Here is a 15330-nt window from a genome sequence, read left to right as displayed (position 1 = left end):
GGTCAGCGCGACCGTTCGGACGCGGCATAGGCACCGCCGTCCGGGTCCTGGGCCAATGCCTTGGTCTGGGCCAGCGCCGTGGCCGGTCCCAGCGCCTTGCGCTGCCGGCGCAGCACCCGCATTTCCGATGCCTGCCACAGCAGCAGCACGGGAATGCCGATCGCCAGGTCGCGCCCCCGGCGCAGCAGCGACAGGCCCAGCGAGATCGACGGGTCGATGCCGAAGGCCGACCCCAGGGCTATATAGGCCGCTTCCTGCACCCCCAGCCCCGCCGGCACCAGGAAGGAGGCCGACATGATGCCGCAGGCCACGCCCTCGATCGCGATGGCGTCGCCCAGGCTGAGGTGCGCGCCGAGGAAATAATAGGCGACCCAGACCGCGCCCGCGCTGCCGATCCAGGCGATCAGGTGCGTCGCCGCGGCTTCGGCGATGCGGCCGGGATGGGACCAGACCGCGTCCAGGTTCTGCTGCAGGGTGTCGGCGCTGCTCAGCATCGCGCTGTGCCATTGCGTGGCGATGTTGCGGCTCAGCCCGCTGGCCAGGCGCTTCAGGATGGTGCCGCCATGCTGCTGGGTCCAGATGAACCCGCCGATTCCCATGGCCAGCAGCACGGTCCCGATGATGACGGGCTTGGCGAACGGGCTGGATTGCTGGTGCGCGACCAGGAACACCACCGCGATCAGCACGAACACGACCTGGCCGATGACCTCGGTCGTCAGGTCGACGATATTGGCGCTGGCGGCTTCCGGCCATTCGATGGCGCGGCCGCCGGTCCGGGGCGACGGCGGGGCGCCGGTCGCGCGGATGCCGACCAGGATGCCCCCCAGTTGCGAGAACGGCAGGCACGTCGCCGCCGCGTCGCGCACCATGCGCGCGGCCGTCAGGTGGACCAGCCCGATCTCGCGGCAAGCCGCGTGCCAGGCAAGACCCAGTACTGCGTCCACCGCAAGCTGCGCCAGTACGGTGGCGCCGAATCCGACGATGCCGATCGACAGGATCGCCTTCAGGACCGAACCCGCGCCCAGCCAGGCGGTGCAACCGGTGATCAGGGCAAGTCCCAGGAAGGCCAGCAGGATCGTAAGTTTTTTCAAGGATGGACCGCACTTCGTCTGCCGCGCCGTGGGACGTCCTGGGCAGGGCGTTCCAGCGCATGGGTTGGGCCTGACTTACACCAGAGGAGGGTCTGGCGCCACCATGAGGTGTCGGGATAAATGGTGCCGCATCGTTTCGCCGCCAACCGGCCGCCCCATGGGGGTTTCCCCCGGGACGTCCGCCTGCTGACATATACCGGAGCATCCGATCGGATCATGACTGCCCCCACGCTTGTTACCGGCGCGACCGGTTTTGTCGGTTCGGCCGTTGCCCGTACGCTTCTCCAGCGGGGGCATTCGCTGCGCCTGATGGCGCGCAAGGGGGCGGACCTGACCAATATCCGCGACCTGCCGGCGGAACTGGTCGAAGGCGACCTGTCCGCGCCCGCCACCTTCGCCGACGCGGTGCGGGGGTGTCGCTACGTCTTCCATGTCGCCGCCGACTATCGGCTGTGGGTGCCCGACCCCGCGCCCATGATGACCGCGAATGTCGAGGGAACGCGCCGCCTGATGCTGGCGGCGCAGGACGCGGGGGTGGAACGGATCGTCTATTGCTCGTCGGTCGCGGCGCTGGGGCTGATCGGCGACGGCACCGTGTCGGACGAGGACACGCCGGTTCACGAGCACGCGGTGATCGGGATCTACAAGCGGTCCAAATACCGGGCGGAGCAGGAGGTCCTGCGCCTGGTCCGCGAACGCGGCCTGCCGGCGGTGATCGTCAACCCGTCCACCCCCGTGGGCCCGCGCGACATCAAGCCGACGCCGACGGGCCAGATGATCCTGGATTGCGCGGCGGGGCGCATGCCGGCCTATGTCGATACCGGGGTGAACATCGTCCATGTCGACGACGTGGCCGAGGGCCACGTCCTGGCGCTGGAACGCGGCCGGGCGGGTGAGAAATACATCCTGGGCGGCCAGAATTTCCTGCTGCGCGACCTGTTCGCCATGACGGCGGACATCGCGGGCGTGCGGCCGCCGCGCGTCAGCCTGCCGCAATCGGTGATCTGGCCGGTGGCGGTGGTGTCGGAATGGCTGTCGCGCGGCTTCGGCATCGCCCCGCGCGTCACGCGCGAGATGCTGGCCATGTCGCACAAGAAGATGTTCTTTTCCTCGGCCAAGGCCGAACGGGAGCTGGGCTATGCCCCGCGCCCGGCGCGCGACGCGGTGGCGGATGCCGTGGCCTGGTTCCGCCAGAACGGCATGCTGGGCTAGGAGCGCGATGGCAATGCTCCTGCTGGCCGTCTCGCTGCTGTGTGCCGCGATCTGGATCGTGCTGATCGGTTTCCATGGACGCTTCTGGCAGGGCGGGCCGATCCTGGCCCCGGCCCGGCCCTCCGCCGGCATGGCGGGGCAGGGGGAATGGCCGGCGGTCTGCATCGTCGTTCCCGCCCGGGACGAGGCCGAATCGGTGCAGGCCTGCGTCGCCTCGCTGATCGGCCAGGATTATCCGGGGGCGCTGCACCTGATCCTGGTGGACGACAACAGCACCGACGGCACCGGCGCGCTGGCGCGTGCGGTGCCCGACCCCCTGGCGCGGCTGACGGTGATCACCGGCCGGGAGCGCCCCCCGGGATGGAGCGGCAAGCTCTGGGCCGTGTCCCAGGGCGTGGCCGAGGCCCGGCGCCAGGTGCCGGAGGATGTCGGGTACGTATTCCTGACCGATGCCGACATCACCCATGACCCGGCCCATGTCGCCACCCTGGTGGCCAAGGCCGAGGGGGACGGGCTGGACATGGTGTCGGAAATGGTGGAACTGAACGTCGCCAGCGTGGCCGAACACATGCTGGTGCCGGCCTTCGTCTTCTTCTTCGCGCTGCTGTATCCGTTCGCGCGGGTCAACGATCCGCGCAGCCGCGTCGCCGGGGCCGCGGGCGGGTCGATCCTGATCCGCCGCACCGCGCTGACCCGGATCGGCGGGATCGAATCCCTGCGGGGCGCGCTGATCGACGATTGCACCCTGGCCGCGCATGTCAAGCGCAGCGGCGGCGGCCTGTATCTGGGCCACAGCCGACTGGCCCGCTCGATCCGCCCCTATCCGCATCCGGCCGACGTGTGGCGCATGGTGGCGCGCACCGCCTATGTGCAATTGCGCTATTCGCCGCTGGTCCTGCTGGGCACGGTGCTGGGCATGGTCCTGGTCTGGATCGCGCCGATGCTGCTGGCCCTGTTCGGGCACGGGGCGCCCCGCCTGCTGGGGGTGGCGGCCTGGGTCGCGTCGATGGCGTGCTTCGTGCCGACCCTGCGGCGCTTCCGCCTGTCGCCGGGCTGGGCGATGCTGTTGCCGCTGGTCGCGGTCTTCTATACCGCCGCGACCCTTGGCTCGGCCATCGACCACCATCGCGGCCGTGGCGTGGTGTGGAAGAGCCGTGCCTATCTCGAACCGACCGGGGCCGGCGGGCCCGTGCCAGATGACAGGACATGACGTGAACGCCATCCAGGGCCAGAAAGAAGCTTCCTCCCCCTCGACCGACGGGGGCGTGTGGGGGACCGAGGACGTCTCGTCCGGCAAGGGGGCGGAGGACGAGAATTTTCCCGTGGGCTCGCTGCTGATCAGCCGCCGGCTGCGTCCGCATGTCCATGCCTATTACGATTTCGCCCGGGTGATCGACGATATCGTCGATACCGACCGGCTGGCGCCCGACGCCAAGATCGCACGGCTGAATGCGATGGAGGACGTGGTGCTGGGCCGCCGGGCCGCGCCCCCGCGCCGCGACGCGCAGACGGCGGCGCGCGTGGCCCACGCGCTGGCCGTGACCGGCGTGCCGGTGACGACGGCGACCGACCTGATCGTGGCCTTTCGCCAGGACGCCGTGAAGAACCGGTACGAATCGTGGGACGAACTGGTCGAATATTGCCGCTATTCCGCCAATCCGGTCGGCCGCTTCCTGCTGTGCCTGCATGGCGAGGACCCGGCCACCTTCGCGCCTTCGGACGCGCTGTGCACGTCGTTGCAGGTGCTGAACCATCTGCAGGACTGTGCTGCCGACCTGCGGGCGCTGGACCGGTGCTACCTGCCCCTGCCGTGGCTGGCGCGCGAGGGCGCGTCGCTGGACGATCTGGGGGCCTGCCGGGCGTCGCCGGGGCTGCGCCGGGTGATCGACGCCCTGCTGGACCGGGTGGACGACCTGAACGACGAAGCCGCCCGCCTGCCGGGCCTGGTCCGCGACCGGCGCATGCGGCTGGAGGCGGCGGTGATCGTGGGGCTGGCCCGGCGCCTGACCGCGCGCCTGCGGCGCGAGGACCCGCTGGCCGGGCGCGTGAAACTGTCGCGCGGCGACGTGCTCCGGGCGGGGCTGGGGGCGCTGCGCGTACTGCCATGAGGGGCCAGGCTTTGTCACGAACGCGATTCCGCCCTACACAGCCTGCGTCGGCGGATGCATGACGGGAACAGGAAGGCGGGAATGGGATTGACACGGATACGCACGGCGCGGGCACGGACGGCGGAGCCAGCCCCCCTTGGGTGTGATCCGGCCGATCTGGCGCAGGTCGAATCCGTGGTCGTCGCGTCGGGCACGTCGTTCGGCAAGGGCATGCGCATCCTGGCGCCCGACCGGCGCTACGGGATGTATGCCGTCTACGCCTTCTGCCGCCTAGTCGACGACGTGGCGGACGATGACGGCACGCCCGAGGACAAGAGCGCGCTGCTGCGTGCGTGGCACGAACGGATCGCCGGCCTGTATGCCGGGCGCGCGACGGACGCGCTGGACCGCGTGCTGTCGGTGGTCATCGCCCGGTTCGACCTGCGGCAGGCCGATTTCGACGCGGTGATCGACGGCATGATGATGGACGCCCAGGGCCCCATCGTCGCCCCCGACGAAGCGACCTTCGACCTGTATTGCGACCGCGTGGCCTCGGCGGTGGGGCGCCTGTCGGTGCGGGTGTTCGGCGATGCGTCGGCCGAGGCCGACCGCGTGGCCTTCCATCTGGGCCGCGCCCTGCAGATCACGAACATCCTGCGCGACGTGGCCGAGGACGCCCAGCGCGGCCGGCTGTACCTGCCGCGCGAATTGCTGACCCGCTTCGACGTGCCGCTGGACGCCGCCCGCGCGGTCCGCGCGCGGGGGCTGGAGGGCGTGGGCCGCGTGCTGGCCGGCCGGGCGCGCGATCATTTCCGTGCCGCCCACCGGGCGATGGCCCGCTGCGACCGCCACGCGATGCGGCCGGCGCGGCTGATGGGCGCCACCTATTCCGCCATCCTGACCGCGCAGGAAAAGCAGGGCTGGCGCCACCCGGAACGGCGGGTTTCGCTGTCGCGGCCGCGCAAACTGCTGATCGCCGCCCGCGCCCTGGTGGGCTAGGCGCATGGCGGGACATGTCCATATCGTCGGCGGCGGCCTGGCCGGCCTGTCGGCGGCGGTCGAACTGGCCGGCAGCGGCGTGCGGGTGTCGGTGTACGAGGCCGGTCCGGCCTGCGGCGGGCGGGCGCGGTCCTATTACGACCGGCAGCTCGACTGCCGGATCGACAATGGCAACCATCTGCTGCTGTCGGCGAACGACGCCGTGTTCCGCTATCTGGGCCTGATCGGCGCGGAACGCAGCCTGGTCGGTCCCGGCCGGCCGATTTTCCCGTTCGTGGACCTGGGCGACCGGTCGCGCTGGACCCTGGACCTGTCGCGGGGCCGCCTGCCGTTCTGGCTGCTGTCCAGGCGGCGGCGGGTGCCGGGCATGCGGCTGGGCGAAATCCGGTCGCTGACGCGGCTGATGCAGGCGGGGGCGGACCAGACCGTGTCCGACTGCCTGCTGCCGGGCATGCTGTCGGCGCGGCTGCTGGCACCGTTCGCGGTCTCGGCGCTGAATACGCCGTGCGAAACCGGCAGCGCGGCCCTGCTGGGCGCGGTGATCCGCGACAGCCTGGCCAAGGGCGGGCAGGCCTGCATTCCGTGCTTCCCGGCCGTCGGCCTGTCCGAAAGCTTCGTCGATCCCGCGCTGGACCATCTGGCGCTGCTGAAGGCCGAAATCCGCACCGGGTGCCGGGTGTCCGGTATCGAAGTGACGGGTGGCCGCATCGCATCGCTGCGCCTGCCCGAGGGCGCGGTTCCGGTCGGGCCGGACGATGCGGTGATCATGGCGGCTCCCGCCCCGGTGGCCGCCGACCTGCTGTCCGATGCCGTGCCGGGCCTGCCGGTGCCCGATGCGTTCGAAAGCATCCTGAACGTCCATTTCCGCCTGCCCCAGGCGCCCGTGGCGCTGGGCACGCTGGCGCAGGCGCGCTTCATCGGCGTCGTCGGCGGGATCAGCGAATGGGTATTCGTCAAGGGCGACATCCTGTCGGTCACGGTCAGCGCCGCCAACCGCTATGCCGATCGCGGCAATGACGACCTGGCGGCGCGGATCTGGGACGAGGTCCGGGCCGCAATCGATCCGGCCCTGGCCCATCCCCTGCCGGCGGACATGCCCCCCATGCGCGTGGTGCGGGAGCGGCGGGCGACCTTCGCCGCGACACCGGCGCAGGAACGGCTGCGCCCGGGCACGCGCACGGTGCTGGACAACCTGTTCCTGGCCGGGGACTGGACGGCGACGGGATTGCCCGCGACAATCGAAGGTGCCATCAGGTCGGGCGCCGCTGCCGTGCGTGCCTTTCGCGCGCGCGACATGGCGGGGATGCCGGCGGGGTGATCGCGCCGGGTGCGAAACATCCGTATACAGGAATTTTTGGACAGGTCCCGCCCGGCGGGGAACAGGAAATGATGGCGAACGCGACCGATACAATCGAACTCCCCCCGTCCCGCGCGGCGGACCGGATCGTGCCGATGACCGACATCGACCAGGCGGTCGATGCGGCGCATGCGGCACTCGGCCGCCGGCAGCAGGATGACGGGCACTGGGTGTTCGAGCTGGAGGCCGATGCCACCATCCCGGCGGAATATGTCTTGCTGGAACATTACCTGGACCGGATCGACCCGGCGCTGGAGGAGCGGATCGGCGTCTATCTGCGCCGCATCCAGGGCGACCATGGCGGCTGGCCGCTCTATCACGGCGGCAAGTTCGACGTCTCGGCCACGGTCAAGGCCTATTTCGCGCTGAAGGCGATCGGCGACGATATCGACGCCCCGCACATGGCGCGCGCCCGCGCGGCGATCCTGGATCATGGCGGGGCCGAGCGCAGCAACGTCTTCACCCGCTTCCAGCTTGCCCTGTTCGGCGAGGTCCCGTGGCATGCGACGCCGGTGATGCCGGTGGAACTGATGCTGCTGCCGCGCAAGGCGCTGTTTTCGGTCTGGAACATGTCCTACTGGTCGCGGACGGTCATCGCGCCGCTGCTGGTGCTGGCCGCGCTGCGCCCGCGCGCGATCAATCCGCGCGACGTGCATGTGCCCGAACTGTTCGTCACCCCGCCGGACCAGGTGCGGGACTGGATTCGCGGCCCCTACCGGTCGCAGCTTGGGCGCCTGTTCAAATATGTGGACATCGCCCTGCGCCCGGCCGAACGGCTGATCCCCGACGCCACGCGGCAGCGCGCGATCAAGGCGGCGGTCGATTTCATCGAACCCCGCCTGAATGGCGAGGACGGGCTGGGCGCGATCTATCCCGCCATGGCCAACACGGTGATGATGTATCGCGCCCTGGGCGTGCCCGACAGCGACCCGCGCGCCGCCACGGCGTGGGAGGCCGTGCGCAGGCTGCTGGTCGAACTGGACGGCGAGGCCTATTGCCAGCCCTGCGTCTCGCCGATCTGGGACACCGGCCTGGCCGGCCATGCGATGATCGAGGCCGCGTCCGGCCCCAAGGGCATCCGCCCCGAGGACACGAAGAAGAAGCTGGCCGCCGCCGCCGAATGGCTGCGCGAGCGCCAGATCCTGAACGGGGAAGGGCGACTGGGCGATCAACTGCCCCGACGTGCCCCCCGGCGGCTGGGCCTTCCAGTACAACAACGATTACTACCCCGACGTGGACGACACGGCAGTGGTCGGCATGTGCTGCACCGCGAGGGCGACCCCGCGAATGACGAGGCGCTGGAGCGCGCGCGCCAGTGGATCATCGGGATGCAGAGCAGCAATGGCGGCTGGGGCGCGTTCGATATCGACAACAACCTCGATTTCCTGAACCATATTCCCTTCGCCGACCACGGTGCGCTGCTGGACCCGCCGACGGCCGACGTGACGGCGCGCTGCATCTCGTTCCTGGCGCAGCTCGGCCATCCCGAGGACCGGCCGGTGATCGAACGCGGCATCGCCTACCTGCGCACGGACCAGGAACGGGAAGGGTGCTGGTTCGGCCGCTGGGGCACCAATTACATCTACGGCACCTGGTCGGTGCTGTGCGCCTATAACGCCGCCGGCGTGGCGCATGACGACCCGTCGGTCGTGCGCGCGGTGGACTGGCTGCGTTCGGTCCAGCGCGAGGATGGCGGCTGGGGCGAGGATTGCGCGTCGTACGAAGGCGCCACGCCGGGCATCTATACCGAAAGCCTGCCGTCGCAGACCGCCTGGGCGGTGCTGGGCCTGATGGCGGTGGGCCTGCGCGACGACCCGGCGGTGATGCGCGGCATGGCCTACCTGACCCGCACGCAGAAGGATGACGGCGAATGGGACGAAGAACCCTATAACGCCGTCGGTTTCCCCAAGGTCTTCTACCTGCGCTATCACGGATACCGTCAGTTCTTTCCGCTGCTGGCCCTGTCGCGCTACCGCAACCTGGCGTCCAGCAACAGCCGCCACGTCGCGTTCGGCTTCTGAAGGACAGGCGGATGGCACCCGACGGTTCGGCACCCGCGCAGGCGCGCCTCTCCCCCTCCGGCGCGCCCTTGGCGGGCACGCTGGGCGTCGTGGTCGGGATGGAGGCCGAGGCCGCGCTGATCCGCGCGGCGGCCCCGCAGGCGCACGTCGGCATCAGCGGTGCCACGGCGCCGGGCGCGCGTGCCGCCGTGGCCGACCTGCTGCGCCAGGGGGTGGGCGCGCTGCTGTCCTTCGGGCTGGCGGCGGGGCTGGACCCCGCCCTGCGCCCCGGGGCGGTGCTGGTGCCGGGCCATGTCCTGCTGCCCGACGGGCAGCGGCTGGCCGCCGATCCCGCATTGCTGGACTGGCTGGGCCATGGCCGGCCGGATGTCGTCCCCGCCGACCTGCTGCACAGCGATGACGTGATTGTGACGGCGGGGCGCAAGGGGGCGTGTTTCCGCCGTACCGGCTGTGCCGGGCTGGACATGGAAAGCGGTTTCGTGGCCGACGGCGCGGCGCGGGCCGGGGTGCCGTTCGCGGTCCTGCGCGTGGTCTGCGATCCGGCGGAACGCAGCCTGCCACCCGCGGCGGTGCTGGCCCTGGGGCCGGATGGCGGAATCGGAATGGGCCGCATCCTGGCCAGTGTCCTGCGCCGCCCGACGCAGATTCCGGCCCTGATCGCGCTGGGCCGCGATGCGGCGCGCGCGCGCGCGAAAGCGACCGAAATCCTGCGGGACCGGTTCGCGGCGGGTCTCGACCCCCGGCCCCGATAACCGTAAAGAACTGGTGGCCAAGGCCCCGGCCTTACAGTCTGCTCATCCGGCATTGACACGCGTCAATGCCGTCCCGCGTCCCAGGCGGTAACAGGATAAACGAGTACCGCGGATCAACAGGGGAGGTTCTTCCATGGCGACGGCGATTCTCGCGCTCAATGCCGGCTCCTCCAGCATCAAGTTCGCCCTGTTCCACCAGCAGGATGCATCCGGCGCGCAGCGCATCGCGCATGGCGAGCTGGAAGGCATCACCACCCATCCGCATTTTTGCGCCACCGCCGCCGACGGTACGGTGCTGGTCGACCGGACATGGCCCAGGCCCGACACAGGGGCCGATCCCCATCAGGGCCCGGTCGGCAGCCTGATTGACTGGGTGGCCTCGCACCTGGGGGACGTTCCGCTGGTCGGGGTAGGGCACCGGGTGGTGCATGGCGGTCCCGACTTCATCGCCCCGGTGCGGATCACGCCCGATGTCCTGGCGCGGCTGGACGCGCTGACACCGTTCGCGCCGTTGCACCAGCCGGCCAGCCTGGGGCCGATCCGCGCCCTGACGGCCCTGCATCCCGACCTGCCGCAGGTCGCCTGCTTCGATACCGCCTTCCACCACACCATGCCCGCCACGGCCACGCGGCTGGCGCTGCCGGACGCCTATGGGCGCAAGGGGGTGCGGCGGTATGGGTTCCACGGCCTGTCCTACGAATATATCGCCTCCTGCCTGCCCGGCCTGTCGCCCCGGCTGGCGGCCGGGCGCACGCTGGTGGCGCATCTGGGCAATGGGGCCAGCCTGTGCGCGATGCAGGCGGGGCGCAGCATCGAGACCACGATGGGGTTCTCGGTACTGGACGGGCTGGTGATGGGCACGCGCTGCGGCCAGCTCGATCCCGGCGTCATCCTGTACATGCTGCGCGCGGAAAAACTGGACGTGGCGGGGATCGAGGACGTGCTGTACCGCCAGTCGGGCCTGCTGGGCCTGTCGGGCGTTTCCAGCGACATGCGCGACCTGCAGGAACGCGCGGCCGGGAATGACGGCGCCCGCCAGGCGCTGGAGATGTTCACATACCGCCTGGTCCAGCAGGCGGGTTCGATGGTCGCGGTGCTGGGTGGACTGGACGGACTGGTCTTTACCGCCGGCATCGGCGAGCATGACGCCCCGATCCGGGCGGCGGCGTGCGCGCGCCTGTCCTGGCTGGGGCTCCGCCTGGACGCTGCCGCCAACGCGGCCCACGCCCCGGTGATCAGCACGCCGGACAGCGCGGTGGAGGTCCGCGTCATTCCCACGGACGAGGAAAGCATGATCCGCCGCCACGTCGCGGATTGCCTGGCGGGGGAATGACGTCCGCCCCCCGCATGTCAGTTTCGGAAGGAACGAAGATGAACGAGATGTCCCCCCTGTCCACCGCGCCCCTGACGGCCACGCCGCTGTCGGCGGCGGAACTCGGCCTGTTCAACCGGTGGTGGCATGCGGCGAACTATCTGTCGGTGGGCCAGATCTACCTGCTGGCCAACCCGCTGCTGCGTGAACCGCTGAAGCTGGAACATACCAAGCCGCGCCTGCTGGGCCACTGGGGCACGACCCCGGGGCTGAACTTCCTCTACCTGCACCTCAACCGCATCATCCGCGCGCGGGACGCCAACATCCTCTTCATCGCCGGTCCCGGGCATGGCGCGCCGGGCGTCGTGGCCAATACGTACCTCGAAGGCACGTACAGCGAATATTTCCCCGAGGTGTCGCAGGACGAAAACGGGCTGGGCCGACTGCTGAAGCAGTTTTCCTTCCCCGGCGGCATTCCCAGCCACGCGGCGGCGACGACCCCGGGCTCGATTCATGAGGGTGGCGAGCTGGGCTACTCGCTCTCGCACGCCTATGGCGCGGTGTTCGACAATCCCGACCTGATCGTGGCCTGCGTCATCGGCGATGGCGAGGCCGAGACCGGTCCGCTGGCCACGTCGTGGCACAGCAACAAGTTCCTCGACCCGCAGACCGACGGCGCCGTGCTGCCGATCCTGCACCTGAACGGCTACAAGATCGCGAACCCCACCATCCTGGCCCGCATTCCGCAGCCCGAACTGGAAGCGCTGCTGCGGGGCTACGGGTACGATCCGATCTTCGTCGAAGGCCACGACCCCGACCCAATGCACCAGAAGATGGCGACGGCCATGGACCTGGCCTTCGACCGGATCGCCGCGATCCAGAAGGCGGCGCGCGAGGGCGGGCAGACCGAACGCCCCACCTGGCCGATGATCGTCATGCGCAGCCCCAAGGGCTGGACCGGGCCGAAGGAAATCGACGGCCTGCGGACCGAAGGCTACTGGCGGTCGCATCAGGTGCCGTTCTCGGACCTGACCAAGCCCGGGCACCTGCAGGCGCTGGAAACCTGGCTGCGCAGCTACAAGCCCGAGGACCTGTTCGACGAATCCGGCCGCCTGTTCGCCGACATCGCGGCCCTGGCCCCGTCCGGCGCACGGCGCATGAGCGACAACCCCCATGCCAATGGCGGACAGTTGCGCCACCCGCTGAAACTGCCGGACATCGCGAACTACGCCGTGCCGGTCACCACGCCGGGCAGCGTGACGGGCGAGGGCACGCGCGTGCTGGGCACGTGGCTGCGCGACGTGATGAAGGAAAACCTGCCCTCGCGCAATTTCCGTGTCCTGGCCCCGGACGAAAACAATTCCAACCGCCTGAACGCGGTGCTGGACGTCACCAACCGCGCGTGGAACGCGGAAACGGTGGATTATGACGACCACTTGGCGCGCGACGGCCATGTGATGGAAATCCTCAGCGAGCACACCTGCCAGGGCTGGCTGGAAGGCTACCTGCTGACCGGCCGCCATGGCTTCATGTCGTGCTACGAGGCGTTCATCCACATTGTCGATTCGATGGTGAATCAGCATGCGAAATGGCTGAAGACCTCGGCCGAAGTGCCGTGGCGGCGGTCGATTTCCTCGCTGAACTACCTGCTGACGTCGCATGTCTGGCGCCAGGACCATAACGGCTTCAGCCACCAGGACCCCGGCTTCATCGATCATGTGATCAACAAGAAGGCCGATATCGTCCGCGTGTACCTGCCGCCCGATGCCAACACCCTGCTCTGCACCGCCGCGCACTGCCTGCATAGCTGGGACCGCATCAACGTCATCGTGGCCGGCAAGCAGCCGGAACCGCAATGGCTGAGCATGGAAGACGCCATCCGCCATTGCAGCGCCGGCATCGGTATCTGGGAATGGGCCAGCAACGACAAGGGCAGCGAACCAGACGTGGTGATGGCCTGCGCCGGCGACGTACCCACCATCGAAACGCTGGCGGCGGTCAAGCTGTTGCGTGAGCACGCGCCGGACCTGAAGATCCGCGTCATCAACGTTGTGGACCTGATGACGCTGGAATCGGCCAGCCAGCACCCGCACGGCCTGACGGATTCCGCCTTCGACGCGCTGTTCACGCTGGACAAGCCGGTCATCTTCGCCTTCCATGGCTATCCGCAGCTGATCCACAAGCTGATCTACCGCCGCGCCAACGCCCGGAACTTCCACGTCCACGGCTTCCGCGAGGAAGGATCGACCACCACCCCGTTCGACATGGTGGTGCGCAACCACCTCGACCGGTTCCACATCGTCTCGAACGTCATCGACCGCGTGCCCGGCCTGGCCACCCGCGCCGCCTACGCCAAACAGGCCATCCGCGACAAGCTGGTGGACCACACCCGCTACATCGCCGAATACGGACGCGACATGCCGGAAATCGAAGACTGGCGCTGGTCGTAAGACCACGCCGGCCCCGGACGAAGAATGGTGCGTGACGGGTCCATCCCGTCACGCATTTTTTTTATCCTGCCGACCAATCAGTGGAAATACTGATGCCTGCGGGAAGAAGAGCCGGGCTCTGCCCGGGCCCGCAAGGGGTCGCGGACCCCTTAACCCCGATTACTTGGGAATACGTTTTTCTGAAAGCTTTTCGGATTGGCGCTTATACCCGTCATTGAGATGGGGTGATCGGAGTCTGGAAGTGGACATCGATTCGGGCGGGACGTAGGTTCGAAAGGGGGGAATACCTGACATGAGGGCGTCAGCGGTAATAGGTGATACCCTGGCTGATGGCCGCTTTTCGTATATTCGACCCATAATACGTCGGCTTGTTTCCCGCCGCTTACTTCGCAATGGGAACGCGCTTACTGTGGACGTTCGGCAGGCTCCATGCGTTGCTTTTTAACGTATCGGAGGTCGGCACGGGAAAGCCGGACCTCCAGTCGGGCGGTGACGCTTTTGATTGCCCTCCGGAGGGATGGGACGGTGATCGGGAACGGGCGCGGTTTCAGAAGTTGGTCGTGAACTGGCCGCCCACGACTGCCGCGCCGCCGAAGGTGGTGGTAGCGCCGGGGTGCTGGAGGTACTGGAAGTCGAACTGGAGCGAGGTCGCGCGCAGCAGGTGGACGCTGTAGAAGGCTTCGTAGACCCGTTCCCAGTTCTGCACGCCGTAGACTGTGCCCCACTGATTCGAGAGGAAGGGCACGCCGAGGGCGGCGGAGGATTGCTGTTGCAGGCGCAGCGTGTGGCTCATGTCGATGTTCTGGAACATGATGCCGGCCTGGTCCATCGGGCGGTTCCATGGGGTGCCGCTTTCCAGCAGGCCGATCCATTCGTGGTCGCGCATGGCGACGATATTGCCCTGCGCGTAGCCGAGGCCGCCGATCGCGATCAGGCCGTTGGCCACCCCCTTGCCGTTCCGCACCAGCATCTGGTCGAACATCAGCCATGACGACCATTGGCCGGATTCGTACCGCCGCGGCAGTCCGGTGGCCTGGAACGAATTTCCGTTGATGTCCTCATACAGGTTCGGATAGCGGGAATTGTCGTAATAGGCGCCGATCTTGTAATGGCCCAGCAGGTCGTCGCGACCGAACGAAGGGGACCAGCCGAGTTCCGCCTGCGTCGAGACCCCGCTCATTTTCTGTCCCCAGGACCAGCCGGATATGCCGCCATTATAGCCGGCCTGCGTCACGCCGAAGGCGCCGGCCATGATATAGGTCCGCTCCGTCGGCCGGAAACGCACGATGCCGCCCAGGTTGCCCGACGGCCAGTCGCGCCCGCCGGGCACATATTTGCCCGGTGCGAAATTTCCGCAGATCGCAACATTCATGAACGAACAGGCCAGATAGTCGAAATTGAAGAAGCTGCCGGTCGGCATCCACCCGAACGAGAGAATGATCCTGTCATGAAGGAACGATTTGTCGGCGTAGAGGGAGACAAGGTGCGCGACCACGTTGCCGCGCGCGCCATAGATCTGTTCCGGATTGGCGACGTAATCACCCAGCGTGTGGCTGAAATTGTTGCCATGCCCGTTGACGACCAGCATGTGGGTCCAGAAATCGGGGATGCCTGCCAGCTTCCGCCAGTCGATATCCACTTCGCCCGCGACCTGTCCGGCCAGGACGTGGTCGCGCGTCCGGCCGCCGGTTATGTTGCCCATGAATTCCTCGTTCACCCCGACATTGACGAAGATGCCGCGCTTCATCAGCCAGGGCTGTATGCCGCCCCAGTCGCCCAACAGATGCGGGTTGCCATAGAGCGACGTGACCAGTGGACCGATCGGGATCTGTCCCGCGCCGCCCAGGGGAAAACTCACCGCTTCATCGGTAGGGGTAAAGGCGCTCTTGGATGTCTCCGACTGGGCGAGCGCGGATGGCAGGCCGGTCCCCCAGAAAGCGATGGCGGTCAGGACGGCAAGGACATACGCGCGGCAGCGAGGCGAAAGAGGTAACGTAATGACAGGCATAGTCCGAAAATGGTTCCTTGATTATTGTTTGTTGTTAGTTC

The 15330-nt window shown here is 68.4% G+C and carries 11 protein-coding genes; 9 read left to right on the top strand and 2 right to left on the bottom strand.

The features are described from left to right. Positions 1–2: 2 nt before the first annotated feature. Positions 3–1091: a lysylphosphatidylglycerol synthase domain-containing protein gene (locus GDI_RS07650; protein WP_012225051.1), complete on the bottom strand. Its 1089-nt coding sequence runs from the start codon at positions 1089–1091 to the stop codon at positions 3–5. A 216-nt stretch (positions 1092–1307) separates the two neighbouring features. Between GDI_RS07650 and hpnA the strand changes: the two genes are divergently transcribed. The 9 genes from hpnA to GDI_RS07605 all read left to right on the top strand — a co-directional run bounded on the left by hpnA (position 1308) and on the right by GDI_RS07605 (position 13281). Beyond that, a complete protein-coding gene (gene hpnA, locus GDI_RS07645) occupies positions 1308–2303 on the top strand; it encodes a hopanoid-associated sugar epimerase (RefSeq protein ID WP_041249738.1) in 996 nt (331 codons plus the stop codon). A gap of 13 nt (positions 2304–2316) precedes the next feature. After that, on the top strand, positions 2317–3513 hold the full coding sequence (locus GDI_RS07640; protein WP_012553997.1) for a glycosyltransferase: 1197 nt from the start codon (positions 2317–2319) through the stop codon (positions 3511–3513). A 1-nt stretch (position 3514) separates the two neighbouring features. Beyond that, positions 3515–4411 carry a squalene synthase HpnC gene (gene hpnC / locus GDI_RS07635; protein WP_012225048.1) on the top strand — a complete coding sequence of 299 codons (897 nt, stop codon included), beginning with the start codon at positions 3515–3517 and terminating at the stop codon, positions 4409–4411. An 81-nt stretch (positions 4412–4492) separates the two neighbouring features. Then, positions 4493–5389 carry a presqualene diphosphate synthase HpnD gene (gene hpnD, locus GDI_RS07630; protein ID WP_012553996.1) on the top strand — a complete coding sequence of 299 codons (897 nt, stop codon included), beginning with the start codon at positions 4493–4495 and terminating at the stop codon, positions 5387–5389. Positions 5390–5393: 4 nt separating this feature from the next. Beyond that, positions 5394–6707 (top strand): hydroxysqualene dehydroxylase HpnE, encoded by a 1314-nt coding sequence (gene hpnE, locus GDI_RS07625; protein ID WP_012225046.1) that lies wholly within the window; start codon positions 5394–5396, stop codon positions 6705–6707. A 68-nt stretch (positions 6708–6775) separates the two neighbouring features. Next, on the top strand, positions 6776–8767 hold the full coding sequence (gene shc / locus GDI_RS07620; protein WP_012225045.1) for a squalene--hopene cyclase: 1992 nt from the start codon (positions 6776–6778) through the stop codon (positions 8765–8767). Positions 8768–8778: 11 nt separating this feature from the next. Beyond that, positions 8779–9519: a phosphorylase family protein gene (locus tag GDI_RS07615; RefSeq protein ID WP_012225044.1), complete on the top strand. Its 741-nt coding sequence runs from the start codon at positions 8779–8781 to the stop codon at positions 9517–9519. Between the two features lie 133 nt (positions 9520–9652). Next, positions 9653–10852 (top strand): acetate/propionate family kinase, encoded by a 1200-nt coding sequence (locus tag GDI_RS07610; RefSeq protein WP_012553994.1) that lies wholly within the window; start codon positions 9653–9655, stop codon positions 10850–10852. Between the two features lie 38 nt (positions 10853–10890). Then, positions 10891–13281: a phosphoketolase family protein gene (locus GDI_RS07605; protein ID WP_012553993.1), complete on the top strand. Its 2391-nt coding sequence runs from the start codon at positions 10891–10893 to the stop codon at positions 13279–13281. A 547-nt stretch (positions 13282–13828) separates the two neighbouring features. Here the strand turns inward: GDI_RS07605 and GDI_RS07600 are convergent. After that, a complete protein-coding gene (locus GDI_RS07600; protein ID WP_012225040.1) occupies positions 13829–15289 on the bottom strand; it encodes a carbohydrate porin in 1461 nt (486 codons plus the stop codon). Positions 15290–15330: the final 41 nt, after the last annotated feature.

This window comes from Gluconacetobacter diazotrophicus PA1 5, assembly GCF_000067045.1.
Classification (GTDB): Bacteria; Pseudomonadota; Alphaproteobacteria; order Acetobacterales; family Acetobacteraceae; genus Gluconacetobacter; species Gluconacetobacter diazotrophicus.
The sequence above is the reverse complement of the archived record's forward strand: the minus strand, read 5'-3'. Positions and strand labels throughout refer to the sequence as shown.